The sequence below is a fragment of the Bradyrhizobium sp. 215_C5_N1_1 genome, from assembly GCF_052075935.1.
Classification (GTDB): domain Bacteria; phylum Pseudomonadota; class Alphaproteobacteria; order Rhizobiales; family Xanthobacteraceae; genus Bradyrhizobium; species Bradyrhizobium barranii.
Genome location: NZ_CP197228.1, coordinates 2,163,909 through 2,190,172, shown reverse-complemented (window position 1 = coordinate 2,190,172; position 26,264 = coordinate 2,163,909). Strand labels below are relative to the sequence as shown.

Genomic DNA, 26,264 nt, shown 5'->3' with positions numbered 1-26,264 from the left:
GCTTGAGAAGCACTGCCAAAGTGCGACTCGCCATCAGCCTTTCGGCACAATAGCATGGGTCCACAAGAACAATTCTTGATGGGGAGGATCATCCATGAATCGCCTTGCAATCGGCCTGTCGATCGCCGCCGCCTTTGCCACCGGATGCGGCGCCAACCAACTGCTCCGGCCGGCGCTGGCTGCCGAGAACGTCACTGCGCAGATCATCCACACCGGCGAGATGGAAGGCGACGCACTCGGCCCCGCCAACAATGTCGGCTACCGTTCCAAGATGTTCGCCAGCGCCGACGGCGCCACCATCTCGATCCAGGTCGGCAATGTGCCCAAGCACATGCATCCCAACACCAACGAGATCCAGTACATCCTGGACGGGACCGGGACGATCTGGCTCGGCGACAAGGAGGTGACGGTGAAACCCGGCGACCTCGTCATCATCCCGAAGGGCACGCCGCACGGCGGCACCAAGCCGATCAGCGGTCAGGTCAAGGCCATCGCGATCAAGACGCCGCCGCAGGCGCCCGATGACACCAAGCTGCTGGACTAGGCTCCCCGCAACTCGGGCCGGTTGAACGTTCGGGCTCGCACTGCCGTGCGGGCCCGTTCCGTGAATCCCGGCGCTAGATCGGGCGCGTCTGCTTCCGGATCTCGTTCGCGATCGGCTTGAGGGTGTCTCCCGGAAGCTGGCCGACGAGCGTGTAACCCATGCCGCCATCCGCCCACACGAAGCCCGCGACATCGCCGGTCGATTGCGGCATCATCGGCGTATCCAGATTGCGGTTGCTCATCGGGCGCGTCAGCAGGACGAGGCGGTCACCGCGATCATCATCATACATGAACATCGCGGCCGGACCATGCGACGTCGCAACCAGACGACCGCCCATCAGCCTGTAGCCTGAGACAGAGAGGTCCGGCACCTTGACCGGCTGCTTCAGCCGCCTGGAGACCCATTGCGTGAGCTCGGCGCTGTCGGACGCCCTTATCTCGACCGGCCGCACGCGGTCCGGTGCAAAGACGTTATAGGAGTAGGCGGCCTCTTGCGCCAACGAGGACAGTCCGTTCGAGCCTTCCTGCAAGACGCTGCGCATGGTCCACCCGCCGAGACCGCCGATGCCGAGAAGCAACACCGCAGCGATCGCACCCCACACCCGTAGCGGACGACGCTTCCGGCCCTCGATGATGTGCGACAAGTTCAACTCTGCCGGCAGCGGCTCATCGGCGATTGACGCCAGTGCGCCGCGCAACTGCTCGCGCTGGGCGGCGAAGGCCGCGACGCGCGCGGCGACATCAGGATGATTGTCCAGATAGGATGCGATCTCCGCGCGACGCTCGGGCTCGAGCGCCTGGTCCACATAGGCGTGGAGGTCATCTTCGGTGACCGGCCGCTGGTTCATTTCAAGCTCCGCAAGGCCACGACATTTTTGGGCGTAACGCCGTCCATCTCCTGCTGCAGCCTCTCCCGCGCGCGCGATAGTCGTGACATGACCGTACCAATCGGGACGTTGAGCACTGCCGCAGCGTCCGCATAGGAAAGATCCTCGACCGCAACAAGCAATAACACGGCCCGCTGCTCATCCGGGAGTTTTGCCAGCTTGCTCAGGACATCCTGATAGATCAACCTTTGCTCCTGGGCTGCCGCACTGACGAGTTCCTGCTCGCCTGCATCGTCGATCGGCATATGCCTGCCTCGCGCCTTGGCCTGGCGGAATTGGCTGACCGCCAGATTGTGGAGGATGGTGAACAGCCAGGCACGCACGCTGCCGTCGCGCCGCTGATGCCAGCGGCTGACGGCGCGCTCCAGGCAATCCTGGACCAGATCGTCGGCCGCGGAGCGGTCGCGCACGAGGGCGCGCGCATAACGGCGGAGCGCGGGGATCAGTGGCTCGACCTGAACCAGCATGTCCTTCATGAAGCGCTCCGCCTGCTCTCCCTTGCCGTCAGGCGAGATGTCATTGCGCCTCGATCTGGACCGCCTCGCCGGGCGTCGCAGCATCGCCGGCCGCAATCACCAGATAGCGCTTTGCAGTCGCGGCCGACTGGTCGACGATCTGCCGGATCGGGCCGGCCACATTGACGATAGCGGATCCGGCCGGATTGGTCATGAACGCCGCCAACGGCTGCAACGGGCCACTGCCGTCGCCATGCTCCGCCAGGGCAAGCACATATTTCTGCTTGGGCTGAAGTCCCGTCACCGAAGCCTGCAAGATCTGAATCAGGCCCTGATCGAACAGCGACACGCTGGTCGGCGCCATGCCGTCCTTCGCACCGTCCTTCGACGCAAGCGTCAGATGAGCGACTTGGCCGGCAACGCCGAGGGCCTGCAAATTCTGGCGGTCATCAGGGTTAGGCGCAGCATTTGGAACATACGCGATTGCCTGCGGCGCCTGGCCGATCGGAACGTTCCCGACCACCTTATTGGTCGCCGTGTCGATGGCCGCGAGTGCGTCCGCGTTCTCCAGCCCCACATAGATGCGCGTGCCATCGCCGGACGGCCAGACGCCGTGCGGCAGATTGCCGACCGGGATCGTCGCGACCTGCGAGAAATCGTCGGTGCGGAACACCTTTACTTCGTTCAGGCCACCGATGGTGACGTAGGCGAACGTGCCCTTGGCAGTGTGCGCGAAATTGACGTGGTTGGTGATCGGCCCGGTATCGATCGTCTTGATCGCGTTGAACGGTGGCTTGGCGTTGAACACCTGTGTCCGGCCGACGTCCTTCAGCGTGAACCACACCTGGTTTCCATCCGGCGTCGCCGCGATGTTCGGGCAGAATGGGCTCTCCTGCTTCACCGTGGCGACGATCTTGTGCTCGGCCACCGCGACGACGTCGGTCTCGGGATTGAACGACGAGCAGATGTAGCCGTATTTGCCGTCGGGTGAGAAAATCTGCATGCCCGGCCCGTTCGGGGTCGTGATGCGGGTCTTCTCCTTGAAGCTGATCGGATCGATGACGGAGATGTAGTTCTCGCCGCGAACGGTGACCCACACTTCCTTGCCGTCCGGCGTGAAGAACGCCTCGTGCGGCGATCGTCCGACGTAAGTGATATGCTTGACCGCGTTGGTCGCGGTGTCGATGAAGCTCACCGAATTCGAGCCGATCGATACCACGGCGAGCGTCTTGTGATCGGGCGAGAAGCCCATGCCATGTACGAGCACCTGGCCCTTGTAGAGCGGGCTGAAATTGCCGGGCTGCGGGTCGCCCAGCCGGATCACGCCAAGCAGCTTGTTGTCGACGGGATCGGTGACCGAGACCGTATTCGAGAACTGCTCTGCGGCGTAGACGCGGTCGTGGTGGCTCACCGGAATATCGGGAGCGGACAACGCGCCCGGTGCCTGCCCTGCCCACGCGACCGAACCGGTCGCAAGCATCGTGGCCGCCAGGAAAATGCTCTTCATCATCATGCTTCGTGACGTGGTCATCTGCGGCTCCTACTTCTTCATTCCCGTGGACATATCCATCTGCATGCCCGGATGATGATGAACAATTGTGTTGGGAGCTGAGGGCGGTTGGGTCGGGGCGGGCGTGGTGTCAGTCGCCGGTTCGCCGATCGCGAGCTTCATGGCCGCGATCTCCTGCATCTGGTCGACGATGATTTCCTGGGCGATGCGCCGCAGCTGCTCGTTCTTGCCGTAACGCAACTCGATCACCGCCATGTCGATCGCGCCCTGATGATGCGGGTTCATCATCGCGACGAAGTCGCGATCGATGTCGCCGGTCGGCTTGGCCGCCATGTCGTTCATCATCTTGGTCATCGCCGCTTCGTTTTCTTCCAAAAACGCACGCTCCTCCGCGCTCACCGCGGCCGGTGGGGCGGCCGGATGGGCTTCATGCGCGAACACGAGCAGCGGGAGTACGGACGCGACCAGAATTGGCGCGGCAAGGAACGCCGTGCCGAGGCCGGGCCTGGGCCATCGGTATCTGCTTGCAAGAGCCGCTACGGCGCGGCGAAACTGTGAGGGGGGCATCCTGAACTCCCATGCAGGTGGTTGCATGGGGGTATGACGTATGGCCGCGCGTTCTATTCCGGGCGGTCAATCACATAAACGTCAGCAGCCAAACGAGGCGGACTACCCCCGCCCGTCCACGGTCGGGCGCCAGACCAGCAGCCTGCGCTCAACCAGCGTCACCCCGAAGTCGATCAGGATGACGAAGGCCGACAACACGAACATGCCGGCGAACACGCCCGCGACGTCGAAGATGCCTTCGGCCTGCTGGATCAGATAGCCGAGCCCTGCCGCCGATCCCAGATATTCGCCGACGACCGCACCGACCACGGCGAAGCCGACCGAGGTGTGCAGCGAGGAGAACATCCACGACAGCGCCGACGGCCAATAGACGTGCTGCATCAATTGCCGCTCGCTCATGCCGAGCATGCGGCCATTGTCGAGCACGGTGCGGCTGACTTCCTTGACGCCCTGATAGACGTTGAAGAACACGATGAAGAACACCAGCGTCACGCCGAGCGCGACCTTGGACCAGATGCCGAGGCCCAGCCACAGCGCGAAGATCGGCGCAAGCACGACGCGGGGCAGCGCGTTGACCATCTTGACGTAAGGGTCGAACACTGCGGCAACCAGCGGCTGGCGCGCGAACCAGAAGCCGACCAGCACGCCGCCGAGCGATCCGATCACGAACGCCAGAATCGATTCCGTCAACGTGATGCCGAGATGCTTCCAAATCACGCCGGACGAGAACCATTTGACGATCTGGCTGAACACGTCGACCGGGTTGGAGAAGAAGAACGGCGGCAACAGGATTTTTCCGAACACCGGCACGGTCGCAAAGAGCTGCCACAGTGCGAGGCAGACGACCGCGACCAGGACCTGCAGCGCAAGCAGCGTCACGCGCGACATCAGATCGCCTCCGCCGCTTGGGTCGATTGCGCGTAGCCCTTCATCACCTCGTCCTTGAGCACGCTCCAGATCTCGCGGTGGAGCGCATGGAACTCCTTATCCAGCCGCACCTCGAAAATATCGCGCGGGCGCGGCAAGCTCACGCGCCAGTCGCCGATGATGCGCGAGGACGGCCCCGCCGACATGATCACGACGCGGTCGGCGAGCGCGATCGCCTCTTCGAGATCATGGGTCACGAACAGCACGGCCTTGCGGTCGGCATTCCAGAGGTCGAGCAGCAGATTGCCCATCACCTGGCGGGTCTGCGCATCGAGCGGCCCGAACGGCTCGTCCATCAGGAGTATCTTTGGGTCGCGGATCAGCACCTGTGCCAGCGCCACGCGCTTGCGCTGGCCGCCCGAGAGCATGTGCGGATAACGGTTGGCGAAGGCGCCGAGGCCGACGGAAGTCAGCCATTTTTGCGCGCGTTGCAGCGCCTCGGCGCGGGGCGTGCCCGCGATCTCGAGCCCGATCGCAACATTGTCGAGCGCGGTCTTCCAGGGGAACAGCGCATCGGCCTGGAACAGGTAGCCGGCGTCCCGGTTCAGCCCCGCGAGCGGCCGGTCGAAAATCTTGATGCTGCCGGCGGCGGGCTTGAGCAGGCCGGCCGCGACGTTGAGCAGGGTCGATTTCCCGCAGCCGGTCGGCCCGACGATGGCGACGAACTCGCCCTGCGCGACCGAAAGATGGGCCTTCTCCACCGCCGTATAGACCCGGTCGTCCCCCAGCCGGAACGCGACTTTGGCGTCTTCCAGCGCCACTGCCGTGGGCGTCGTCATGTATTCCCTCCGAACTTGGCCCGATGCCTTAGCCGCTCGCGCGGCCAAGTTCAATCGAGCCGCCAAGCGTGCTACGCATGGGTCCTGCCGTGCTCTTACCCTCCCCTGGAGGGGGAGGGTCGGCTCGCATGAGCGCAGCGAAATGTGAGACGGGGTGGGGTGACAGTCTCTCCTTTGAGGCAGTCCCCGCGTGGAGAGGTCACCCCACCCCGCTTCGCACTCCGCGCCGCTACATGCGAAGCGACCCTCCCCCCTCCAGGGGAGGGTAAGAGAGTGAGCCCCGCCCAATGCCTTCCAGGCCGATGATTGGCTATTCCCGCGTCAGCAAGAACTTCGGCTCACTCACGGCCGTCGACGATGTGTCGCTCGACATCGCCGAGGGCGAATTTCTGGCCATCGTCGGCGGCTCCGGCTCCGGCAAGACCACGCTGCTGCGGCTCGCCAACCGGCTGATCGAGGCCGATGCCGGCACGATCACGGTCGAGGGCGAGGATGTGCAAGCCGTCGATCCGGTCGCGCTGCGGCGCCGGATCGGCTACGTCTTCCAGAGCGGCGGGCTGTTTCCGCACCTGAGCGTCGCCGACAATATCGGGATCACGCCAAGGCTGCTGGGCGCACCGGCAGCGGACATCACCGCGCGGGTCGACGAGCTGCTCGAGCTCGTGCAACTCGACCGTCGCGCGCATCGCGATCGCCTGCCCGAGGCGCTCTCCGGCGGCCAGCGCCAGCGCGTCGGGGTGGCGCGGGCGCTCGCGGCACGGCCCCGCATCGTGCTGATGGACGAGCCGTTCGGCGCGCTCGATCCCCTCACCCGCGATGCGCTCGGCGAGGATTTTCGCGAACTGCACCGCAAGCTCGGCCTGACCACGGTCATGATCACCCACGACATGACGGAGGCGATCCTGCTCGCCGACCGCATCGCGGTGATGCGCAGCGGAGAGCTGCTGGCGCAGGGCACGCCCGCGGAGCTCTCGACGAGCGGCGACGCCTATGTGCTGGAGCTGCTGCGCACGCCGCGGCGCCAGGTCGAGCGGCTGAACGCGCTGCTGCCACAAAGCGGTGCGGCATGAGCCTGTTCGCCGATCCGCGCTGGGGCGAGGCGCTGTCGCATCTGCCCGACTATCTCGGCAACCATGTTCGGGTCAGCCTCGCCGCGCTCGCGCTTGGCCTTGCCGTCAGCCTGCCGCTGGCGATCCTGACCCGCAACCGCCCGGCGCCGCGCGCTATCCTGCTCGCGCTCGCAAGCATCGTGCAGACGGTGCCCGGCTTGGCGCTGCTCGCGCTGTTCTATCCGCTGCTGCTGCTGGTCGCGTCCGTGACACTCGCCTGGTTCGGAATCTCCTTCTCGGCTTTCGGCTTCCTGCCGGCGATGCTGGCGCTTGCGCTCTATTCGATGCTGCCGGTGCTGCGCAACGGCATCACGGGCCTCAACGGCATCGATCCCGCGCTGATCGAAGCCGCCAAAGGCGTCGGCATGACCGCGCGGCAGTCGCTCATCATGGTCGAGCTGCCGCTGGCGCTGCCGGTGATGATGGCCGGCATCCGCACCGCGGCGGTGTGGGTGATCGGCACCGCGACCCTGTCAACGCCGATCGGGCAGACCAGCCTCGGCAATTATATTTTTGCCGGGCTTCAGACCCAGAACTGGGTGTTCGTGCTGTTCGGCTGCTTTGCCTCGGCCCTGCTCGCGCTCGCCGTCGATCAGCTGCTCGGCCTGATCGAGAGCGGCTTGCGCCACCGCAGCCGCCTGCCTGCCGCGCTCGGCGGCATCGGGATCGCGGCGCTGGTCCTCGCAACGCTGGTGCCGACGATGGGACGCTCGTCGCAGAGCTATGTCGTCGGCGCCAAGACGTTCGCCGAGCAATATGTGCTGTCGGCCCTGCTGAGGGATCGCCTCCAGGCCGCCGGTCTCCCCGCGACCGCGCGGTCGGGTCTCGGCTCCAGCGTGATCTTCGAGGCGCTCAAGGCCGGCGACATTGATCTCTATGTCGATTATTCCGGCACGCTGTGGGCCAACCAGCTGCACCGCACGGACATCAAGCCGCGCGCGGAGTTGTTGGCGGAGCTCAAGACAGCGCTCGCAAAGGACCATATCACCCTGCTCGGCGAGCTCGGCTTCGAGAACGCCTATGCGCTGGTGATGCCGAAGAAGCGCGCCGAGGCGCTCGGCATCCGCACCATCGCCGATCTCGCCGCGCATGCACCGGCGCTGTCCATCGCCGGCGACTACGAGTTCTTCTCGCGCCCCGAATGGGCGGCGCTGCAAAAATCCTATGGCCTCTCGTTCCGCGCCCAGCGCCAGATGCAGCCGGATTTCATGTATGCGGCCGTCGCCAGCGGCGAGGTCGACGTGATCGCCGGCTACACCAGCGACGGACTGATTGCAAAGTACGATCTCGTCGTGCTCGACGATCCCAGGCACGCGATCCCGCCCTACGACGCGGTCCTGCTGCTGGCGCCGAAGCGGGCCGGCGATGAGCGACTACGGGCCGCGCTCGGGCCGCTGCTCGGCAAGATCGACATCGCCACAATGCGCGAGGCCAATTTACGCGCCAGCGGCAACGACGCGAATTCATCGCCGGATGCGGTGGCGAAGTGGCTTTGGGAGAAGGTGGGCAAGCGGTAGGCCCGGATTTCGTAGGGTGGGCAAAGGCGCGTAAGCGCCGTGCCCACCGTCTCTCAACACGAGCAACGGGATGGTGGGCACGCTTCGCTTTGCCCACCCTACGATCTGGGTCTGCGTAGCGATCAGCGCTACAGCCCCCGGATGATCCCGGCATTGATCAGCAGCCGGTTGAGCCGCCGCGCCTCGGCGCCGTCCTTGCAGCCGTAGAAGATGCCTTTGCAGCGGAGCATGATCTGCTTCTGCTCGGCAAAGGAGGGATCGAGCGGAATGCCGGCGGCTTCCTGGATCACCAGCGGGAGATAGGGGCCGTCGACCGTGTCCATCACGGCCTCGCTCTTCACCGGCTCGAAATTGATGGCGTCGATCGCGTAATAGGTCGCGTAGAGACGCGGATCGTAAGCGTCGAGCTTCTTGCCGAGGGCGCCCTCGTCGAGCCCGGGCTCGAGGAGGTTCGGTGCAAACTCGGGCTGATGATCGCCGTAGCGCACGATCAGGAAGGGCTCGCCGGGAAAATTCTTCTTCAGGCCCGCGACAAACGCTCTGTACTGCTCGGCGCTCATCGCCTGCCGGCGCAGATATTCGTCGATGGACGCCACATTATTGCCCGGCGCGCGCCAGTTCGGCAGCAGATCGGGGCGGAAGCGCGTCTCCCAGGGGAAATGATTGGCGCCGAGATAGATGAAAGTGAACAGCGGCTTGTTCGGCGGCTGCTGGCCCATCAGCTGGAGCGCCTTGTCGTAGAAAAAGGAGTCCGGCTCGACGTCCTTGGCGCCGAGATCCTTCGAGTCGAGGAAGCGTTCGACGCCGGTCGTCACCTGAAAGCTGCGCGCGCCCATGAAGCCGCCATAGGCGGGATAGAGCGATAGCGTGTCATAGCCGCAGCGGCGCAGCGCCAGCGGCAGGCCGCGCTCGACGCGGTTTGAGGCGATGCGCGTCACGAAATAGGCGAAGCGGCCGAACGAGCGCGAGGAGAGGCCAGCGAGCACGTTGTATTCGGTGAACCAGCTCGGCCCGCCATTGCTCTCGGCCAGGAACGTGCGCTGCTTGCCGTCAAAGGATTTGAAATGATCGCCATAGCGCGGCGGCACCTTGATGCCCTGGGCAGCGCGAATGTCGAAGCTCGATTCATCATGGACCATGATGATGTTCGGCCGGCGGCCCGCGGGGTGGCAGGCATCCACCAGCGGCATGTTGAGCCGCTCGTTGGTCGAGGCGGCCGACTCCATGAAGCCGTATTGCGCGAAGTCGGAGACCGCGCTGACGCCGGAGCGGAAGAATTTCGAGAGATAGCCGTCATCGTAATAGCCGCGCCAGGCCTCGTCCGGATGATAGAGCGAATAGCCGACCAGTGCGGCAAGACAGGCGAGCGTGGACGCGAACGCCGGCAGGCGGCGGATGCGAAACGGATCGAGCCACCACAGCGCATACATCAGCGGCAGCGTGACGAGGCCGGCCCCGATCACCGACCAGCGCAGGTTCGGGAATATCGTGAACAGGAACGCCACGGTGTCGCGGTCGATCATCATCAGGTCGATGAAGTTGACCGTCATCTGCACGACGTCGTGCTTGAGACGCGACAGCAGCACCAGCACGACGACCATGGTCAGCGACAGCGCACCCGACAGTGCCGGCCGCCGCAAGAGCGTGATCCAGAAGAAATTGAGGATGCCCCAAGCGAGCACGAACGAAAGCCGCGAACCGAAATCGGTCTCGGTCTCGTACATGAGCGCGAGGGCGGCAAGATGCGGCGCGGCAACCGCAAGCAGGCGCCAGATGCCGAGCGCGGCAACGCTCGCCAGCACGGCGGTGGTGGCAGAAGGACCTGGATTCGGCGCGGACGCCATCGACGGCACGCAACTTCTGGTCCGGCGCGATGAATACCCAGCCGTCGGGCCGGCCTGCGGCGTTCGGCGCAGCCGGAAGCCTGCACCGTGTCATAAAACTGTAATTGAATGGTCACGGACAAGCAACGCGTGTCGCGGTCCGACCTTCGCTTAATGTTAGCAGGCGGCGAACAGCCGCACGGCCAACTCCATCCCCTCACCCCGAGGAGCCTGCGAAGCAGGCGTCTCGAAGGGCGAGGCCCGAGTGGGCCTGCATGGTTCGAGACGGCGCTACGCGCCTCCTCGCCATGAGGGTCAGTCAGTTCAGGAGCCGCGGCCCGGCTTCGCGATCCCCGCGATAAACAGGTCGATCACCCCTTCCGCCATCCGCTCGGTCTCGCCCTCCTCCACCCCCCAGCGCGGAAAGTGGCCGTCAAGATTCATCCGGGCAAAGCCGTAGACCAGGGCGCGGCCGGCGATCTGGATGCGCTTGAGATCGACCGACCGCAGCAGACCCTGCTCCGCCGCGTCTGCCAGCATCCGTTCGGTCAGGGCGATCAGCTCGGCATTGTCGCGTGTCAGCTCCGCGGAACTGCCATGAGCGAAGTAGCGCCCCGTCGAGATGATCTCGAAATGCGCGGGGTTGCGCATCGCCCAGCGCAGGTAAGCGAGCCCGAAGGCGCGGAAGCGGCCGAGCGGGTCGGTGGCCGGCGCCTGGTCCAGCGCCACCTCGATCTCGGCGCGAAAGCGCCGCTGCGCCTCCCCGGCCACCGCCGCCATCAGCGCGTCGCGGTTGGGGAAGTGCCGGAACGGCGCCCCCGGCGAAACCGCGGCCCGGCGTGCGGCCTCGCGCACCGAGACTTCGGCACCCTCCGCCGCCAGTTGCAACGCAGCATCGATCAGCACGCGGCGGAGGTCACCGTGATGATAGGGCCGGGCTTCTGGCGTTTGGCGGCGGGCGCGCGGCTTGGACGGCTGTCGGGCGGGCATGGCGCTTCCTAGCATCACCTCAACGTGAATGTAAGCATCGATTACACCGTTGACGACTTCGTCAGCCTGAAATGTAATCGATGCTTACATTAAGGAGGAGACCGCCATGTCACAACGCCAAAACTGGTTCGAGGGCTGGCGGCTGCTCGCCGTGCTCACCCTGAGCCTGATCGCGCTCAGCCTGTGGATCGCGTCGATGCGGCAGTTCGAGGTCGAGGGCGTACGGATGGTGATCCGTTTCACGGCGCGAAGCTCGCTGCTGCTGTTCTGCCTTGCCTTCAGTGCTGCGGCGCTCGCACGGCTGTGGCCTAACGCCTGGACCCGCTGGCAGCGCCGCAACCGTCGCTATCTGGGCTTGAGCTTTGCGGCCTCCCACGCCATCCACGCAGGCGCGATCGTTGCCTTCGCCAAAATGGACCCGGCCGGCTTTGTGGAGGCGACTTCGGCCGCGTCCTACATCTTCGGCGGCATCGGCTATGCATTCATCATCGCCATGAGCGCGACCTCGTTCGACCGCACCGCCGCGCTGCTCGGACCGCAGGCCTGGCGCGTGCTGCACCTCGTGGGCGGCTATTACCTCTGGTTCCAGTTCATGGTGTCGTTCGGCAAGCGCGTGCAGGCGATGCCGCTCCATGCCGCCTTCCTCATTCCGTTGTTCGCCGTGATGGCGCTGCGGCTGATCGCGATGGCCGCCCACCCCCGCCGACGGACGGCCGAAGCGAGCTGAACGTCGATCAGCCCTGCGGCAGGAACCCCAGGCGCTTTGCGATGATGCGATCAACCGTCCGTTTCGGCAGCAATGCGCCGACCAGATGGCGCAACGGATCCGGCGTGATCTGGTAGCGCACCTTGGGGCTCGCGGCGGTCAGCGCCTCGAACACGATTTCGGCGATCCGCTCGGCCGGCAGGCCCTTCGCACCGAGGTCCATCATGAACGCCATGACCTTGTTCAGCGCCGGCAGATAGGGCGAGTTCTGGTAGACGGAGAGATCGATCTCTTCGGCCTTGCTCCAGATCGGCGTCTTCACTGCGCCTGGGGCGACGATGATGACGTCGATCCCGAACAGCATCAGCTCACGCCGCAGGCTCTCCGACAGGCCTTCGATGGCGTGCTTGGAGGTGCAGTAAGGCGCCGACAGCGGATTGCCGTTCTTGCCGGCGACCGAGCTGATCATCACGATCCGCCCCTTCGGCCCCTTCAGCGATGGGTCCGCGCCGAGCAGCGGCCCAAAGGCTTGCGTCGCGATGACCGGGCCGATGACGTTGATGTCCATCTGGCGGCGGAAATCGTCGACCGACAATTCCAGGACCGGCCCCGCGACCGCAATGCCGGCATTGTTGACGAGCCCCGCCAGCGTGTCGCCAGCCAGCGCCTCGCGAACCTGGCGCGCAGCGGCGAGCACGGCGGCCTCGTCGGTAACGTCGAACAGGAGCGGCGTGAAGTTCGCGCCGAACTCACCCCTGAGCCGGTCGGCGTCGGCCTGCTTGCGGACGCTGCCGAAGACGCGGTAGCCGCGCCCGATCAGAAATTTCGCAATGGCCCAGCCGATGCCGGTGGACGCGCCGGTGACGACGACAGATCGCATAGACCCCTCCCCCTCAAGTTCCCGCGATCATGGAGAGAAGGATGTGTCAGCGCAATGCCACCAACGCTCAAAGGGACGTCGCGGGTGTCGATTCTTAAGATGAAGCGGCGCGCGAACTTCGCGACATGAGATTGATTGCGCCCTGAAGATGCAGATGAAGATCCGAATCCTCGATCTTGAAGACGCTGGGCTTTTGGCGATCGCGAGCTTCTGGAGAAGTTATGAAAACGACGCGAGACCAAGAATGTGGTTTAAGCGTCAGTTCTTCGCGCTCAGAGGGCATGTCAGCTCGCGAAGAATTTGAATGAAGCCGCAATGCTTCGCGCGAGATGAAAGGAGCGAGACCGCCGTTCGCGATCTCGCTCCGATGTAGTCGAGAAGGTTTAAAATTTGGTTTGGCGAGCGAAGCTTGTGTTTCGCTCGTCATTCCGGGGCGCGACGAGGTCGCGAACCCGGAATGACGGCGCAGCCGTCAGTTCTTGCTCTTGTCGACCAGCGCGCCCTTCTTGATCCAAGGCATCATGTCGCGGAGCTTCGCGCCGACTTCCTCGATCGGATGCGCGGCGAGCTTGGCGCGGGTCGCCTTGAACGAGGTCTGGTTGACCTTGTTCTCAAGCATCCAGTCGCGGGCGAACTTGCCGCCCTGGATGTCGGCGAGAACGCGCTTCATCTCGGCCTTGGTCTCCGCGGTGACGATGCGCGGACCGGTGACGTACTCGCCGTACTCCGCGGTGTTGGAGATCGAGTAGTTCATGTTGGCGATGCCGCCTTCATAGATCAGGTCGACGATCAGCTTCACTTCGTGCAGGCACTCGAAATAGGCCATCTCCGGGGCGTAACCGGCTTCGACCAGGGTCTCGTAGCCGGCCTTGATCAGCTCGACCAGGCCGCCGCAGAGCACGACCTGCTCGCCGAACAGGTCGGTCTCGCACTCTTCCTTGAAGGTGGTCTCGATGATGCCGGCACGACCGCCGCCGACGGCGGAGGCGTAGGAGAGGCCGAGGTCATGGGCGTTGCCCGAGACGTCCTTGGCGATCGCGATCAGGCAGGGCACGCCGCCGCCGCGCTGATATTCCGAACGCACGGTGTGGCCGGGGCCCTTCGGCGCGATCATGAGCACGTCGAGGTCGGCGCGCGGGTCGAGCAGGTTGAAGTGGACGTTGAGGCCGTGCGCGAACACGAGGGCGGCGCCCTTCTTCATGTTGTCGTGCAGGTGCTCGCGATAAATGTCGCCCTGGAGCTCGTCCGGGGTCAGCATCATGACGAGGTCGGCCCATTTGGCGGCTTCGGCGACTTCCATCACCTTGAAGCCGGCGGCTTCCGCCTTCTTGACCGAGCCCGAGTCCTTGCGCAGCGCAATGGCGACGTCCTTGACGCCGGAGTCCTTGAGGTTGAGCGCATGGGCGTGGCCCTGGCTGCCATAGCCGACGATGGCGACCTTCTTGCCCTTGATCAGGTTCAGGTCGGCGTCGCGATCGTAATAAACACGCATAGTCGTTTCCTCGTTCAGGGCCAGAATCGGCCAAAGGTCAGTGTCCGAAGGGTGAAATTTGCGGATTTCGGGGGCTGTCTAGAGCATTTTCAGCCCCTAGGGAAACCCGTTTCTGCATGGAAATCCGCGACATCATGCATCCATGAAAACGGGGTAGAGGGAGGCGAGCAGCAGGAGCGCCATCACGATATTGAAGGCGCGGACCAGCCGCTCCGAGGTCAGTACCGGTCGTAGTGCAGTGCCGAACAGGGCCCAGACCACCGTCGAGACCGTGCCGACGAGCAGGCTGATCAGGGTCTGGATCGCGATGTTCAGGGGGAATTGGGCGATGGCGGCATAGGCGGTGATGGTGCCGATCACAATCACCCAGCCCTTGGCGTTGATCCACTGGAACATCGCCGCGCCCCAGAAGGTCATCGGGCCGCGGCCGTCCTCCTCGCCCCGCTTGGCCGGCCCCGAGAAGGCGATCACCGCGGCGAGGTAAATCAAGTAGGCGGCGCCGGCATATTTCAGGATGGTCTGGAGGATCGGATAGGCCAGAAACACCGTGCCGAGCCCGAGGCCGACGGCGCCGACCATGAAGGCGAAGCCGATCGTGATGCCGGCGATATGCGGGATGGTGCGGCGGAACCCGTAAGTCAGTCCCGACGACAGCAGCATGATGTTGTTCGGCCCCGGCGTGAAGAACATCACGAGGGCGAAGATGATGAAGGCATAGAGCAGCGACTGGGACATGCTCACCTCACGCGGTCTTCGGCAGCGGCTGCGGGCGTCTCGCCAGCACCATCACCGCGATGCCGCCGATGACCGTCAGCATCCCGGCCAGCCGCAACGGGCCGAACTTCTCGCCAAACACGATGCTGGAAGCAGCCGAGCCGACGAACGGCACCAGCAGCGCGAACGGCACCACTTGCGCTGCGGGATAGTCACGCAGCAGCCGGCCCCACAGCCAATAGGCGATGCTGGTCGAGATGGCGCCGATCGCCAGCAGGCAGACGAGGCCAGTCGGCGACATATGGATCAGCGACTGGAAGGTCGGCGCCGGCCCGTTGACGACCAGCGCCAGCGCGAACAGCGGCACGGCGGCGGTCAGGCAGAGCCAGGCGAACAGGTCGAACATCGGCGCGCCACGGGCGCCGCGCAGCAGGAGATTGCCGACGGCAAAGCAAATCGGGGCGATCATCAGCACCGCGAAGGCACCAACGCTGAAATCGTAACCGACGGTACCGCAGATCAAGAGCAGGCCGACTGCGGCGACGACGATGCCAAGGGTCTGCACCGGCGTCGGCCGCTCGCCGAATGCGATCGCGGCAAAGCCGATGGTGAACAGCGCCTGGCTCTGCACGACGACGCTGGTGAGCCCCACCGGCACACCGTGCGCGATGCCATAGGCTTGGCTCAGGAACTGGCCGAGGAACAGCGTAAAGCTGATCGCGATCAGCAGCGACCAGGCGATCTTCGGCTTGGGAATGAACAGGCACGGCACCGCGGCAATGGTGAAGCGCATCGCCGTCATCAGCTCCGGCGAAAGTTCGTCGAGCGCGATCCGGCTCGCCACGAAGGCAAGCCCCCAGATGACCGCCACCAGAATGGCGATGAGGATATCGGCCGGCTTCATTGTTGTTCTCGGTTCTGCTTTGTCGTGCAGCCCTGTTTGTTGTTCTGTTCTAGCCTTGCTCGCCGGCTTTCGGTTTCCGCAGCAGATAAGTACCGTGCATGGGCGCGTGGTAATCGACCGAGACCAGCGTGAAGCCGACATCGGTCAGCAACCGCTCCATCACCCAGCCGAAGGTGGAATATTCGTCGCGCATGTGCGTGACGACGCTTTCGCGCGAAAAATCGTGGTTCTTGATATGGAAGTCGGCCCATTGCTCGACGTCGCGCTCGATGGCGTCGGGCATCGAGGCGTAGACGATGTCGCGCAGATAGAAGCTCGCGCCCGGCTTCAATGCACGGTAGATCCGCGACATCGCCACCGCCTTCCAGAAATCCGGCAGATGGTGCAGCGTGAACTCGCTGACGATCAGATCGTAGGATTCCGGGCGGTAGGCGAAGCTGAGCAAGCCGGCGGACTGTGTGCGCACGGGCGCCTTACGGTCGCGGGCGTAGATCTCGGCGAGCGCCAGCATCGCCGGCGAGATATCGATGGCGTCCACCTCGGCACCCATCAGCGCCGCTTCGGTCGCGAGCACGCCGTTGCCACAGCCGATATCCGCGATGCGCCAGCCGCGCTGCACCCCGAGCATTTTCAGCGCGGCGCGCGCCCGCAGATCGGCATCGTCATGGGCGTCGTAGATCGAGGCCACTGCGGGCTCGATTCCCATCCGGTTGCGCTCGTTATAGTACCAGTCGCGCGCCAGCATGGCTCACATCCCCTCAGGCCCGCGGCCAATCGCGGCAACGCCGGTGCGCGACACCTCGACAAGGCCGAGCGGGCGCATCAGGTCGATAAACTGGTTGATCTTGTCCGTATTGCCTGTGATCTCGAACACAAAGCTCTCGGTGGTGGCATCGATCACGCGGGCGCGGAACGCATCCGCCAGCCGCAGCGCCTCGACACGATGCTCGCCCTGCCCGCGCACCTTCACCATCGCAAGCTCGCGCTCGATCGAGCGCTTGGTCAGGGTCATGTCGACGACGCGATAGACCGGGATCATGCGGTCGAGCTGGTGCTTGATCTGCTCGATCACCATCGGCGTGCCCGTGGTGACGATGGTGATGCGCGACAGGTGCTTCTGGCTCTCGGTCTCCGAGACGGTGAGACTTTCGATGTTGTAGCCGCGCCCGGAGAACAGCCCGATGACGCGCGCGAGCACGCCCGGCTCGTTCTGCACGAGCACCGAGAGCGTATGCGTCTCGTTGGGATCGTGGCGGTCCTCGATGAAATAGGCGGATGCCGGCTGGTTCATGGTCGTCCCCTCTTGTCTCTCCGTCACGCCATCGCTGGCGCCTCTGCCCCGACCCAACTGCGGAACAGATCGAAATCGATATTGCCGCCGGACAGCACGAGACCGACGCGCTTGCCTGACAGCTTGGTCTTTTCCTGAAGCGCCGCGGCGAGCGCGGCGGCGCCGGCGCCTTCGGCGAGATTGTGCGTGTCGGTCCAGTAGGCGCGGATCGCGGCGGCGACCTCGTCGTCGGAAATCTGCACGATGCGCGCGGCACCCTTGCGGATCAGCGCGAACGCGTCTGCGTCGGGAATGCGCGTTGCCATGCCGTCGGCCAGCGTGTTGCTGGTCTTCGTCGTCACGACCTTGCCGGCCGCGAACGACAGCGCGTAGGACGGCGCTTCGGTCGACTGCACGCCGACGATCTCGGTCTTCAGGCCGAGCAGGTCACGCGCCATGATGCAGCCGGAGATGCCAGAGCCCTGCCCGATCGGCACATAGAGAACATCGAGATCCGGCGCCGTCCGGAACAGTTCGAGCGCATAGGTGGCGACGCCGAGCACGAGATCCGGATGGAACGACGGCACCATGTGCAGGCCGGTAAATTGGGCGCGCCGCTGCGCCTCTTCGGCGGCCGCCTGAAAGTCCTCGCCATGCTCGACGAGCTCGGCGCCAAACGCCTTCATCGCGCGGTTCTTCTCGACCGAGTTGCCGCGCGGCACGTAAATCACTGCCGGCACGCCGTGACGGCTCGCGGCAAAGGCCAGGCTCTGGCCGTGATTGCCGCGCGTCGCCGAGATGATGCCCGGAATGTTCGGCCGCTCGCGCTTCAGCCGTTCGAGATAGACGAGACCCCCGCGCACCTTGAAGGCGCCGATCGGCGTGTGGTTCTCGTGCTTGACGATGACCTGCGTCCCGAGGCGCTCGGCGAGCAGCGGCCAGCCGCGTGCCGGCGTCGCCGGCACCGCCTGCCCCACGATCGCATGTGCGCGCTCGAGCTCCGTCAGGTCGAACATGACGTCACACCAGCGCCTTGCCGCCGGCGAACGCCTTTGCCGTGGCTTCGTCGTTGGCCTGCTCGGGCAACAGCATCTCGTTGTGCGCCTTGCCGGAGGGGATCATCGGGAAGCAGTTTTCGAGCGCCGCGACGCGGCAGTCGAACAGCACCGGACGCTTGACCGAGATCATCTCCTGGATGGCGCCGTCGAGATCGGAGGGCTTGTGCACCTGGATGCCGACGCCGCCATAGGCTTCGGCGAGCTTGACGAAATCCGGCAACGCCTCCGAATAGGAATGCGATAGCCGGTTGCCGTGCAGCAGCTGCTGCCATTGCCGCACCATGCCCATGTACTGGTTGTTCAGGATGAAGATCTTGATCGGCAATTCGTACTGAACCGCCGTCGACATCTCCTGCATCGTCATCTGCACCGAGGCATCGCCCGCGATGTCGATGACGAGGCTGTCGGGATGGGCAACCTGCACGCCGACCGCGGCCGGCAGGCCGTAGCCCATGGTGCCGAGACCACCGGACGTCATCCAGCGATGCGGCTCCTCGAAGCCGAAGAACTGCGCCGCCCACATCTGGTGCTGGCCGACTTCCGTCGTGATGTAAGTGTCCTTGCCGCGTGTCGCCTCGAACAGGCTCTGGATCGCGTGCTGCGGCAGGATCACGTCGTTGCTCTTCTTGTAATAGAGCGAGTTGCGGGCGCGCCACTGCGCGATCTGCTGCCACCAGGCTTTGATGTCGGGCTTCTTCGCTTCCGCCTTGAACACCTGGAGGATGTCGCCGAGGATGTTGCCGCAGTCGCCGATGATCGGCACGTCGACACGGATGTTCTTGTTGATCGAGGACGGATCGATGTCGATGTGGATCTTCTTCGAGCCCGGCGAGAACGCATCGACGCGGCCGGTGATGCGGTCGTCGAAGCGCGCGCCGACGCACAGCATGACGTCGCAATCATGCATGGTCATGTTGGCTTCATAGGTGCCGTGCATGCCGAGCATGCCGAGCCAGTTCTTGCCCGACGCCGGATAGGCACCCAGGCCCATCAGCGTGGAGGTGATCGGGAAGCCGGTGACCTCGACCAGCTCGCGCAGGAGCTTGGTCGCCTCGGGGCCGGAATTGATCACGCCGCCACCGCTGTAGATCACCGGGCGCTTGGCATTGGCGAGCAGCGACACGGCCTTGCGGATCTGCGTCGCGTCGCCCTTCACGCGCGGCGCGTACGAGCGGTGCACGTCCGACTTGCGCGGCGGATGATAGGTGCCGGTCGCGAACTGCACGTCCTTGGGCACGTCGACGAGCACCGGGCCGGGACGGCCGGAGGTCGCGACATAGAAGGCCTCGTGCAGCACCTTGGCGAGATCGTTGACGTCGCGCACCAGCCAATTGTGCTTGGTGCAGGGCCGCGTGATGCCGACCGTGTCGCACTCCTGGAACGCGTCGTTGCCGATCAGATGCGTCGGCACCTGGCCGGAGATGCAGACCAGCGGAATCGAGTCCATCAGCGCGTCGGTCAGCGGCGTCACCATGTTGGTGGCGCCGGGACCGGAGGTCACCAGCGCAACGCCCGGCTTGCCGGTCGAGCGCGCATAGCCCTCGGCGGCGTGGCCCGCGCCCTGCTCGTGCCGGACCAGGATGTGCTGGACCTCGCTCTGCTGGAAGATCTCGTCATAGATCGGAAGCACGGCGCCACCGGGATAGCCGAAAATGTCGGTCACGCCATGATCGATGAGCGCGCGAACGATCATCGCGGCGCCGGTCATCTGGTTCGGATCGTGGCTCTTGTCGCTCATTGTCTTGCTCCGGATGCGCTGTTGTCAGCGGCTTCGTTCGTGTCGGGTTCGGGAAATAAAAAAGGCCCCGAAGAGGGCCCATGCACACCGCCTGTCTTGTGGATGGCAGCTAGCCACCCCCGGCGGTGTGCCTGGGTACGACGGCGATAAGGAGTTTGGTAATAATGTTACGCATGGCAGGTGCCCGGCTTCCCAAAGGTTGCGCGAAACATAACGGTCAAAGCCCGGATGTCAAGGCAATGCGACCGTTCCCGCGCGATTTTGGCAATGTAGCGGTGTTCCCAGGGTTCGGCGAGAGGTAAATTCGGGAACCCGGGTACAAAAGCGCGTCAGCGGAGGTCCCGCTCCGCATTCACGATGGCGGCAAGCCACCCCCTCGCCTCCTCCGGCTTCACCCATTCGAACTCGGGCAGTTGGTGCCGGAACCAGGTGAATTGCCGCTTGGCGTAGTGGCGGGTGTCGGCGCGACCGATCGTGGCCGCCTCGTCCAGGCCGATCTCACCGCGCAGATGCCGGATCAGGGCCGGCACGCCATGGGCTTTCATCGCCGGCAGCAGCGGATCGAGATGTCTGGCGGCGAGCCACTCCACCTCCCTCAACGCGCCGGCACCGAGCATGGCATCGAAACGGGCATCGATGCGGGCATAGAGCTCGTCGCGCTCGGGGGCGAGAAACACCGCGCGAAAACTGTCCTTGGGCAGCAGCGGCGGCTGGCCTTCATGGTGCCAGTCGAGCAGCGAACGGCCCGTCGCTTCGACCACTTCGAGCGCGCGCGCGATCCGGGTGCGGTCGCGCAGGTTCAATCGTTCGGCGGCGCGCGGATCACGGCGTGCAAGTTCCTCATGCAGCGCCTCGACGCCGTTCCGCTCCAGCCGCGCGCGCACGTCCTCACGTATTTCGGCGGGAATAGGCGGCACCACGGAGAGGCCCGCCGTCAGCGCCTTGAAATAAAGGCCCGTGCCGCCGATGAAGATCGGCAGGCGGCCTTCGGCTTTCGCCTCGTCCAGCGCCTTCGTCGCGTCGACCACCCATGCGCCGGCCGAGAAATTCACGGCCGCATCGACGTGGCCGTAGAGACGGTGCGGCGCGCGTCCTTCCTCGCCATGTGTGGGGCGCGCGGTGATGATGCGGAGGTCACGATAGACCTGCATGGAATCGGCATTGATGACGATTCCGCCCGTACTCAGGGCAAGCTCGAGCGCCAGCGCCGACTTGCCGCTGGCGGTCGGGCCTGCGATAAGCACGGCCTTGCCAACATGTCTTCTGCTGACTTGTCCCTCGCTCACGAAAACCTCAAATGTCCCTCGTCGCCACGCTGATCTGCAATCCCGACAATCCCGCGCTCGACAGCACCATCGTCGACGGCGCCCGCGCCGTGCTGCCCCAGGCGCAACCTGCGCACTGGCTGTTTGACGGGGTTGCGGTCGACATTCCCTTCGGCGCGCAGGATAACCTCCAAGGCGACCGTCACGCCATCGAACAGCGGTTGCGCGAGCTTCGCGGCGACCTTCCCATCGACATCGTGGTGCAGCCAGTCGGCTTCCGGCGCAAGAAGCTTTTTCTCGCCGACATGGATTCCACCATGATCGGCCAGGAATGCATCGACGAGCTCGCCGATCTCGTCGGAATGAAGGCCCACGTGGCGGCGATTACGGAACGCGCGATGCGCGGCGAGATCGAGTTCGAGCCAGCGCTGCGCGAGCGCGTCGCGCTGCTGAAGGACCTTCCCGCCAGCGTGGTCGACGAGGTGCTGGCCAAGCGCATCACGTTGACGCCGGGCGGCCGCGAACTGGTCGCGACCATGCGCGCCCACGGCGCCTATACCTGTCTCGTCTCCGGCGGCTTCACGCTGTTCACGCGCGCGGTCGCCGCCAAGATCGGCTTCCAGGAGAACCGCGCCAACGAGCTCGTCGTCCGCGACGGCAAGTTCACCGGCGAGGTCAAGGAGCCGATTTTGGGCCGCGCGGCAAAGCTCGCGACGCTGGTGGATCTGATGGAGTCGTTCGATCTCGACGACATCGACTCGGTCGTGGTCGGCGATGGCGCCAACGATCTCGCGATGATCCAGGCGGCGGGCCTGGGCGTGGCGTATCACGCCAAGCCAGCGGTCGCGGCTGCGGCTGCCGCGCGGATCGACCATGGCGATCTCACCGCGCTGCTCTATGCTCAGGGGTATCGGCGGGACGAGTTCGTGGAGGCTTAGCCTCTCCCGTCGTCAGCACTTGCGGCACGCCCAGCGGCCGTAGGGTGGGCAAAGGCGCTTGCGCCGTGCCCACCACTCTTGTCGCGATGGTGGAAAGATGGTGGGCACGCTTCGCTTTGCCCACCCTACTGGATTGTGCGGCGACTACTGCACGCTCAACGCCACAAACCGCAGCTCGCCGTCGGCGTTGGAGACGAGCAGCAGCACAGACTTCTTGCCGTCCTTCTTGAGCTGGTCGACCCGCTTCTGGATGTCGGCGCCGCTGGAGACGGCCTCCTGCGCGACCTCGACGATGACGTCGCCGGCGGAGAGGCGCTTCTCGGCAGCATCCGAATTGGCGTCGACATTGGTGACGACCACGCCCTTGACGCTGTCCTTGATCTTGTAGCGCGTGCGCAAATCCTTGCTGAGCGCGGCAAGATCGAGACCGAGCGCCTTCTGCGTCACCGGCTTCTCGGGCGCCGGCTCGTCGGTCTTGACCGCGGCCTGCACCTTGTCGGGATCCTGGAGACGGCCGAGCGTGACCTTCTTGGTCTCCTCCTGGCCCTTGCGGATGATGACGACATCGACTTCCTTGCCGACCGCCGTGTCGGCGACGACGCGGGAGAGATCCTTGGGATCCTTGACGTCCTTGCCGTCGAACTTGACGACGACGTCGCCGGGCTCGATGCCGGCGGGCTTGGCCGGGCCCTTGTCATCGACGCCGGCGACCAGCGCGCCGCGCGCGGGCTTGATGTTGAGGCTCTCGGCGATCTCGTCGGTGACGCTCTGGATGCGCACGCCGAGCCAGCCGCGGCGCAGTTCGCCGAACTGGCGGAGCTGATCGACCACGGCGACAACCGTCTTCGAGGGCACGGCAAAGCCGATGCCGATCGAGCCGCCGGAGGGCGAGATGATCAGCGTGTTGACGCCGATGACGTCGCCATCGAGGTTGAACAGCGGACCGCCGGAATTGCCGCGGTTGATGGAAGCGTCGGTCTGGATATAGCTGTCATACGGCCCCGAGGAGATGTCGCGGTTCTTGGCCGAGACGATACCGGCCGTCACCGTGCCGCCGAGGCTGAACGGATTGCCAATCGCGATCACCCAGTCGCCGAGGCGCAACTTGTCGGAGTCGCCGAACTTTACCGCCACCAGCGGCTTCGGCGGCTTGATCTTCAGCACGGCGAGGTCGGTCTTCTTGTCGACGCCAACCAGGTCGGCCTTGATCTTGGTGCCGTCGTTGAGGATGACGTTGATCTCGTCGGCGTCCGCGATGACGTGGTTGTTGGTGACGACGACGCCAGCGGTGTCGATGATGAAGCCGGAGCCGAGCGAGTTGGTCTTGCGGGGCGGGTTGTCACCGCGCTCGCCGCCCTTGCTGCCGCCGCCGGGGCCGCGGCGGTTCTTGAAGAAGTCGTCGAAGAACTCCTCGAAGGGCGAGCCGGGCGGCAGTTGCGGCATGGTGTTGCTGCCGCCGCCGCCGCCCTTGGCTTCGACGGTCTGCGAGGTCGAGATGTTGACGACCGCGTCGATCACCTTCTCGGCGACGTCGGCGATCCCGTCCGGGCCACGCGCAAGGGCCGGCGTGCCGAACGCGCTGAATGCACTGACGGCGAGCGCGGCCAGCCCTAAGCGCAAGCGGGTCGGGGCAATGGTGGCAGCGGTCATTGGTATCTCCAGAGAAAAGGATCAGGCGCCAAGGATTCGCCCCCAAGACTGCGCTCGAACGGGGGGACGGCGCAAGCGCGGAGCTTAACGGGCCTCAAGACCCGGATAATACGGCGAAAACCAGTCTCTCGCCTTCACTTTGGCGTTGGCGTGACGCCTAAATCGGACGGCGCATAACCCAGATCAAGACCAGGCCGGCCACGGCCGAACCGATCCCAACCGCCCGCAGGATATTGTCCGGCGTGGCGATGGCGCTTTTCATGGCCTTGCGCATCCAGTTCGGACTTGCCGCGAACATCAAGCCTTCCAGCACGAACAGGATGCCTAAGCCGATGAGGAAGTCGGCGAACGCAATGGACCTCATCGGAATGGAACCTCCCGTAGTGCTGTTCTTGTCTGGACGAAGGGCGGCAGAACTGCCGCCCTCTGTCTAGCTCACGGCTTCGCCGGCGTCTCGGTTGCCGTCTTGCCGGACGGGTTACCAAAGAACCGGAAGAAATCCGAGTCCGGCCGCAGCAGGAAGCGGGTGTCGTTCGCGCGCAGCCCGTTCTCATAGGCCGTCATCGACCGGTAGAAGGCGAAGAAGTCGGCGTCCTTGCCGTAGGCTTCCGCGAACAGGCGGTTGCGCTCGGCGTCGCCGACGCCGCGGATCTGCTCGGCCTGCGATTTGGCTTCCGCCTCGATCACGGTCGCCTCGCGGTCGGCCTTGGAGCGGATCTCCTGTGCCTTCTGGCCGCCCTGCGCACGGAACTCGGCGGCTTCGCGCTCGCGCTCGGTCTTCATGCGCTGGTAGACCGCCTGGCTGTTCTGCTCCGGCAGGTCGGCGCGGCGGATCCGGACGTCGACGACCTGGATACCGTAGCCGTCGGCCTCGCGATCGAGCTGGTCGCGGATGCGCTGCATCAGCTTCTCGCGGTCGTCGCGCACCACGTTGATGAAGGTGACCTCGCCGAGCACGCGGCGCAGCGCCGCGTTCAGGAGCGTGGTGAGCTGGATGTTGGCGGCCTGGATCGAGCCGACGCTCTGGTAGAAGCGCAGCGCGTCCTTGATGCGGTAACGCGCGAAGGCGTCGACCACGAGCCGCTTCTGGTCGGACGCGATCGCTTCCTGCGACGGGTTCTCCAGATCGAGGATCCGCTTGTCGATGTTGATCACCGAATTCCACGGCGCCTTGAAGTGCAGGCCGGGCGCGGTGACGACGTCGACGGGACGGCCGAACTGCAGCACGATGGTCTGCTCGGTCTGTTGCACCGTGAACAGCGACATGTAGCCGACGATCACGACGAGCAGGAGGGCGAGCAGCGTGACGATACCTGTGACCGGAGACCTCATCGGTTGCCTCCGCTCGACTGCTGACCGGTGGTAGGCGGCCGCTTGGTCGTCAACTCACTGAGCGGCAGATAGGGCACAACGCCCTGGCCCGAGGGGCCGCCGTCATAGACGAGCTTGTCGGCGCCGCCGAGCACGCGCTCCATCGTCTCAAGATAGATCCGTTCACGCGTCACGTCGGGCGCCTTCTTGTATTCCTCGTAAACCTTCAGGAAGCGCGAGCTCTGGCCCTTGGCCTCGGCGACCGTCTGCTCCCTGTAGCCTTCGGCGGCCTGCGTGATCTGCGCCGCACGTCCGCGTGCCTGCGGCACGACCTGGTTGGCGTAGGTCTGCGCCTCGTTCTGCAACTGCTCGAGATTGGCGCGCGCCGCCTGGACGTCGCGGAACGCGTCGATCACCTGCGCCGGCGGGTCGACCTTCTGCATCTGCACCTGGCTGATGAGAATACCGGCGCCGTAGCTGTCCAAGGTCCTCTGGATCAACTCCTGCACGCCCTGTTCGGTAACGTTGCGCGCACCGGTCAGGATCGGCTGGATCTGCGAGCGGCCGATCACCTCGCGCATCGCGCTCTCGGAGACCGCCTTCACGGTGCCTTCGGGATTCTGGATGTTGAAGAGGAAGTCGCCGACGCCGTCCGGCTTGATGCGCCAGAGCACGGTGAAGTCGACGTCGACGATATTCTCGTCGCCGGTCAGCATCAGGCTCTCTTCCGGCACGTCACGAATGGAGCGGCCGCGTCGTGCCGGATCGTCGATCAGCGTCATGCCTATGGAGATCGTGTTGACGCGCAACGCCTTCGGCAGCAGCACGGTTTCGATCGGATAGGGCAGATGATAGTTCAGACCCGGCTGCACGGTGCGGACATGCTTGCCGAAGCGCAGCACGACGCCGAGCTCTTCGGATTGCACCCGGAAGAAGCCCGACAGCAGCCAGAACGCGATGATGAGCAGGACGATCAGCGTGATGCCGATGCCGGAGAAATAGCCGCCCGGCATGATCTGCTGGAGGCGGTCCTGGCCGCGCCGCAGAAGGTCTTCCAGATCCGGCGGCCTTGGCCCGACCGGTTGCGGGCCGTTGCCCCATGGTCCCTTCGGACCCGAGCCCCATGGGCCACCGCCCTGATTCTTCCACGGCATTCGACGCTCTCCTCGGCAGGGTGAAAATCGCCCCCGCCCGCTTTGTCCGGTCCGGCTTTATAGGGGACAGGCAAGTC

At 65.0% G+C, this 26,264-nt stretch carries 26 protein-coding genes; 5 read left to right on the top strand and 21 right to left on the bottom strand.

Annotated elements, in window-relative coordinates:
* The first annotated feature begins 94 nt into the window (after nucleotides 1-94).
* Nucleotides 95-544 (top strand): cupin domain-containing protein, encoded by a 450-nt coding sequence (locus AB7G19_RS10285; RefSeq protein WP_441267763.1) that lies wholly within the window; start codon nucleotides 95-97, stop codon nucleotides 542-544.
* A gap of 73 nt (nucleotides 545-617) precedes the next feature.
* Here AB7G19_RS10285 and AB7G19_RS10280 read toward each other — a convergent pair whose 3' ends face one another.
* The 6 genes from AB7G19_RS10280 to AB7G19_RS10255 all read right to left on the bottom strand — a co-directional run bounded on the left by AB7G19_RS10280 (nucleotide 618) and on the right by AB7G19_RS10255 (nucleotide 5,668).
* Nucleotides 618-1,391, bottom strand: a complete 774-nt coding sequence (locus AB7G19_RS10280; RefSeq protein ID WP_441267762.1) for an anti-sigma factor family protein — start codon at nucleotides 1,389-1,391, stop codon at nucleotides 618-620.
* Complete coding sequence (locus AB7G19_RS10275) at nucleotides 1,388-1,906, bottom strand: sigma-70 family RNA polymerase sigma factor (protein ID WP_441267761.1); 519 nt, start codon at nucleotides 1,904-1,906, stop codon at nucleotides 1,388-1,390. The genes AB7G19_RS10280 and AB7G19_RS10275 overlap by 4 nt, the downstream gene beginning before the upstream one ends.
* A gap of 40 nt (nucleotides 1,907-1,946) precedes the next feature.
* Nucleotides 1,947-3,416, bottom strand: a complete 1,470-nt coding sequence (locus AB7G19_RS10270) for a YncE family protein (protein WP_441267760.1) — start codon at nucleotides 3,414-3,416, stop codon at nucleotides 1,947-1,949.
* Nucleotides 3,417-3,425: 9 nt separating this feature from the next.
* Complete coding sequence (locus tag AB7G19_RS10265) at nucleotides 3,426-3,962, bottom strand: DUF305 domain-containing protein (RefSeq protein ID WP_354112525.1); 537 nt, start codon at nucleotides 3,960-3,962, stop codon at nucleotides 3,426-3,428.
* Nucleotides 3,963-4,064: 102 nt separating this feature from the next.
* Nucleotides 4,065-4,850: an ABC transporter permease gene (locus AB7G19_RS10260; protein ID WP_063981635.1), complete on the bottom strand. Its 786-nt coding sequence runs from the start codon at nucleotides 4,848-4,850 to the stop codon at nucleotides 4,065-4,067.
* Complete coding sequence (locus AB7G19_RS10255; RefSeq protein WP_014493075.1) at nucleotides 4,850-5,668, bottom strand: ABC transporter ATP-binding protein; 819 nt, start codon at nucleotides 5,666-5,668, stop codon at nucleotides 4,850-4,852. Before AB7G19_RS10255 ends, AB7G19_RS10260 begins: the two co-directional genes overlap by 1 nt.
* Before the next feature lie 287 nt (nucleotides 5,669-5,955).
* Here AB7G19_RS10255 and AB7G19_RS10250 point away from each other — a divergent pair, with 287 nt between their 5' ends.
* The gene (locus tag AB7G19_RS10250) at nucleotides 5,956-6,738 is read left to right on the top strand and encodes an ATP-binding cassette domain-containing protein (RefSeq protein WP_085399718.1); all 783 of its coding nucleotides are present in this window, start codon (nucleotides 5,956-5,958) and stop codon (nucleotides 6,736-6,738) included.
* Nucleotides 6,735-8,294 (top strand): glycine betaine ABC transporter substrate-binding protein, encoded by a 1,560-nt coding sequence (locus AB7G19_RS10245; protein WP_085399719.1) that lies wholly within the window; start codon nucleotides 6,735-6,737, stop codon nucleotides 8,292-8,294. The genes AB7G19_RS10250 and AB7G19_RS10245 overlap by 4 nt, the downstream gene beginning before the upstream one ends.
* A gap of 128 nt (nucleotides 8,295-8,422) precedes the next feature.
* Here AB7G19_RS10245 and AB7G19_RS10240 read toward each other — a convergent pair whose 3' ends face one another.
* Together AB7G19_RS10240 and AB7G19_RS10235 are read right to left on the bottom strand one after the other, a co-directional pair.
* On the bottom strand, nucleotides 8,423-10,138 hold the full coding sequence (locus AB7G19_RS10240) for a sulfatase-like hydrolase/transferase (RefSeq protein ID WP_071910536.1): 1,716 nt from the start codon (nucleotides 10,136-10,138) through the stop codon (nucleotides 8,423-8,425).
* Between the two features lie 303 nt (nucleotides 10,139-10,441).
* Nucleotides 10,442-11,107 carry a TetR/AcrR family transcriptional regulator gene (locus tag AB7G19_RS10235; RefSeq protein ID WP_085399720.1) on the bottom strand — a complete coding sequence of 222 codons (666 nt, stop codon included), beginning with the start codon at nucleotides 11,105-11,107 and terminating at the stop codon, nucleotides 10,442-10,444.
* A 106-nt stretch (nucleotides 11,108-11,213) separates the two neighbouring features.
* Between AB7G19_RS10235 and AB7G19_RS10230 the strand changes: the two genes are divergently transcribed.
* Entirely contained in the window at nucleotides 11,214-11,834 is a 621-nt protein-coding gene (locus AB7G19_RS10230; protein ID WP_135214121.1) for a hypothetical protein, read from the top strand.
* Nucleotides 11,835-11,841: 7 nt separating this feature from the next.
* Here AB7G19_RS10230 and AB7G19_RS10225 read toward each other — a convergent pair whose 3' ends face one another.
* From AB7G19_RS10225 to miaA, 9 genes are all read right to left on the bottom strand, one after another.
* The gene (locus AB7G19_RS10225; protein ID WP_085399722.1) at nucleotides 11,842-12,693 is read right to left on the bottom strand and encodes an SDR family oxidoreductase; all 852 of its coding nucleotides are present in this window, start codon (nucleotides 12,691-12,693) and stop codon (nucleotides 11,842-11,844) included.
* Between the two features lie 472 nt (nucleotides 12,694-13,165).
* A complete protein-coding gene (gene ilvC / locus AB7G19_RS10220) occupies nucleotides 13,166-14,185 on the bottom strand; it encodes a ketol-acid reductoisomerase (protein WP_071910530.1) in 1,020 nt (339 codons plus the stop codon).
* A gap of 132 nt (nucleotides 14,186-14,317) precedes the next feature.
* Entirely contained in the window at nucleotides 14,318-14,920 is a 603-nt protein-coding gene (locus tag AB7G19_RS10215) for a LysE family translocator (RefSeq protein WP_085399752.1), read from the bottom strand.
* Nucleotides 14,921-14,927: 7 nt separating this feature from the next.
* Nucleotides 14,928-15,803: an EamA family transporter gene (locus AB7G19_RS10210; RefSeq protein ID WP_085399723.1), complete on the bottom strand. Its 876-nt coding sequence runs from the start codon at nucleotides 15,801-15,803 to the stop codon at nucleotides 14,928-14,930.
* A 49-nt stretch (nucleotides 15,804-15,852) separates the two neighbouring features.
* Nucleotides 15,853-16,548, bottom strand: coding sequence for a class I SAM-dependent methyltransferase (locus AB7G19_RS10205; protein ID WP_135214120.1), 696 nt, complete (start codon nucleotides 16,546-16,548; stop codon nucleotides 15,853-15,855).
* Nucleotides 16,549-16,551: 3 nt separating this feature from the next.
* A complete protein-coding gene (gene ilvN / locus AB7G19_RS10200; RefSeq protein WP_014493064.1) occupies nucleotides 16,552-17,094 on the bottom strand; it encodes an acetolactate synthase small subunit in 543 nt (180 codons plus the stop codon).
* Nucleotides 17,095-17,117: 23 nt separating this feature from the next.
* Nucleotides 17,118-18,089: a threonine dehydratase gene (locus AB7G19_RS10195; protein ID WP_085399725.1), complete on the bottom strand. Its 972-nt coding sequence runs from the start codon at nucleotides 18,087-18,089 to the stop codon at nucleotides 17,118-17,120.
* Between the two features lie 4 nt (nucleotides 18,090-18,093).
* Nucleotides 18,094-19,869 (bottom strand): acetolactate synthase 3 large subunit, encoded by a 1,776-nt coding sequence (locus AB7G19_RS10190; protein ID WP_063981624.1) that lies wholly within the window; start codon nucleotides 19,867-19,869, stop codon nucleotides 18,094-18,096.
* 329 nt (nucleotides 19,870-20,198) lie between these two features.
* Nucleotides 20,199-21,155 carry a tRNA (adenosine(37)-N6)-dimethylallyltransferase MiaA gene (miaA, locus tag AB7G19_RS10185; protein ID WP_085399726.1) on the bottom strand — a complete coding sequence of 319 codons (957 nt, stop codon included), beginning with the start codon at nucleotides 21,153-21,155 and terminating at the stop codon, nucleotides 20,199-20,201.
* An 11-nt stretch (nucleotides 21,156-21,166) separates the two neighbouring features.
* On the opposite strand from miaA, the gene serB reads away from it, so the two are divergent.
* Nucleotides 21,167-22,072, top strand: coding sequence for a phosphoserine phosphatase SerB (serB, locus tag AB7G19_RS10180; protein ID WP_085399727.1), 906 nt, complete (start codon nucleotides 21,167-21,169; stop codon nucleotides 22,070-22,072).
* Nucleotides 22,073-22,216: 144 nt separating this feature from the next.
* On the opposite strand, the gene AB7G19_RS10175 is transcribed toward serB, so the two are convergent.
* The 4 genes from AB7G19_RS10175 to hflK form a co-directional block, all read right to left on the bottom strand.
* A complete protein-coding gene (locus AB7G19_RS10175) occupies nucleotides 22,217-23,722 on the bottom strand; it encodes a Do family serine endopeptidase (protein WP_071910517.1) in 1,506 nt (501 codons plus the stop codon).
* 157 nt (nucleotides 23,723-23,879) lie between these two features.
* Nucleotides 23,880-24,086, bottom strand: a complete 207-nt coding sequence (locus AB7G19_RS10170; RefSeq protein ID WP_025038031.1) for a DUF2065 domain-containing protein — start codon at nucleotides 24,084-24,086, stop codon at nucleotides 23,880-23,882.
* A 71-nt stretch (nucleotides 24,087-24,157) separates the two neighbouring features.
* On the bottom strand, nucleotides 24,158-25,054 hold the full coding sequence (hflC, locus tag AB7G19_RS10165) for a protease modulator HflC (RefSeq protein ID WP_063981620.1): 897 nt from the start codon (nucleotides 25,052-25,054) through the stop codon (nucleotides 24,158-24,160).
* The gene (hflK, locus tag AB7G19_RS10160; RefSeq protein ID WP_063981619.1) at nucleotides 25,051-26,187 is read right to left on the bottom strand and encodes an FtsH protease activity modulator HflK; all 1,137 of its coding nucleotides are present in this window, start codon (nucleotides 26,185-26,187) and stop codon (nucleotides 25,051-25,053) included. Before hflK ends, hflC begins: the two co-directional genes overlap by 4 nt.
* Nucleotides 26,188-26,264 lie beyond the last annotated feature (77 nt).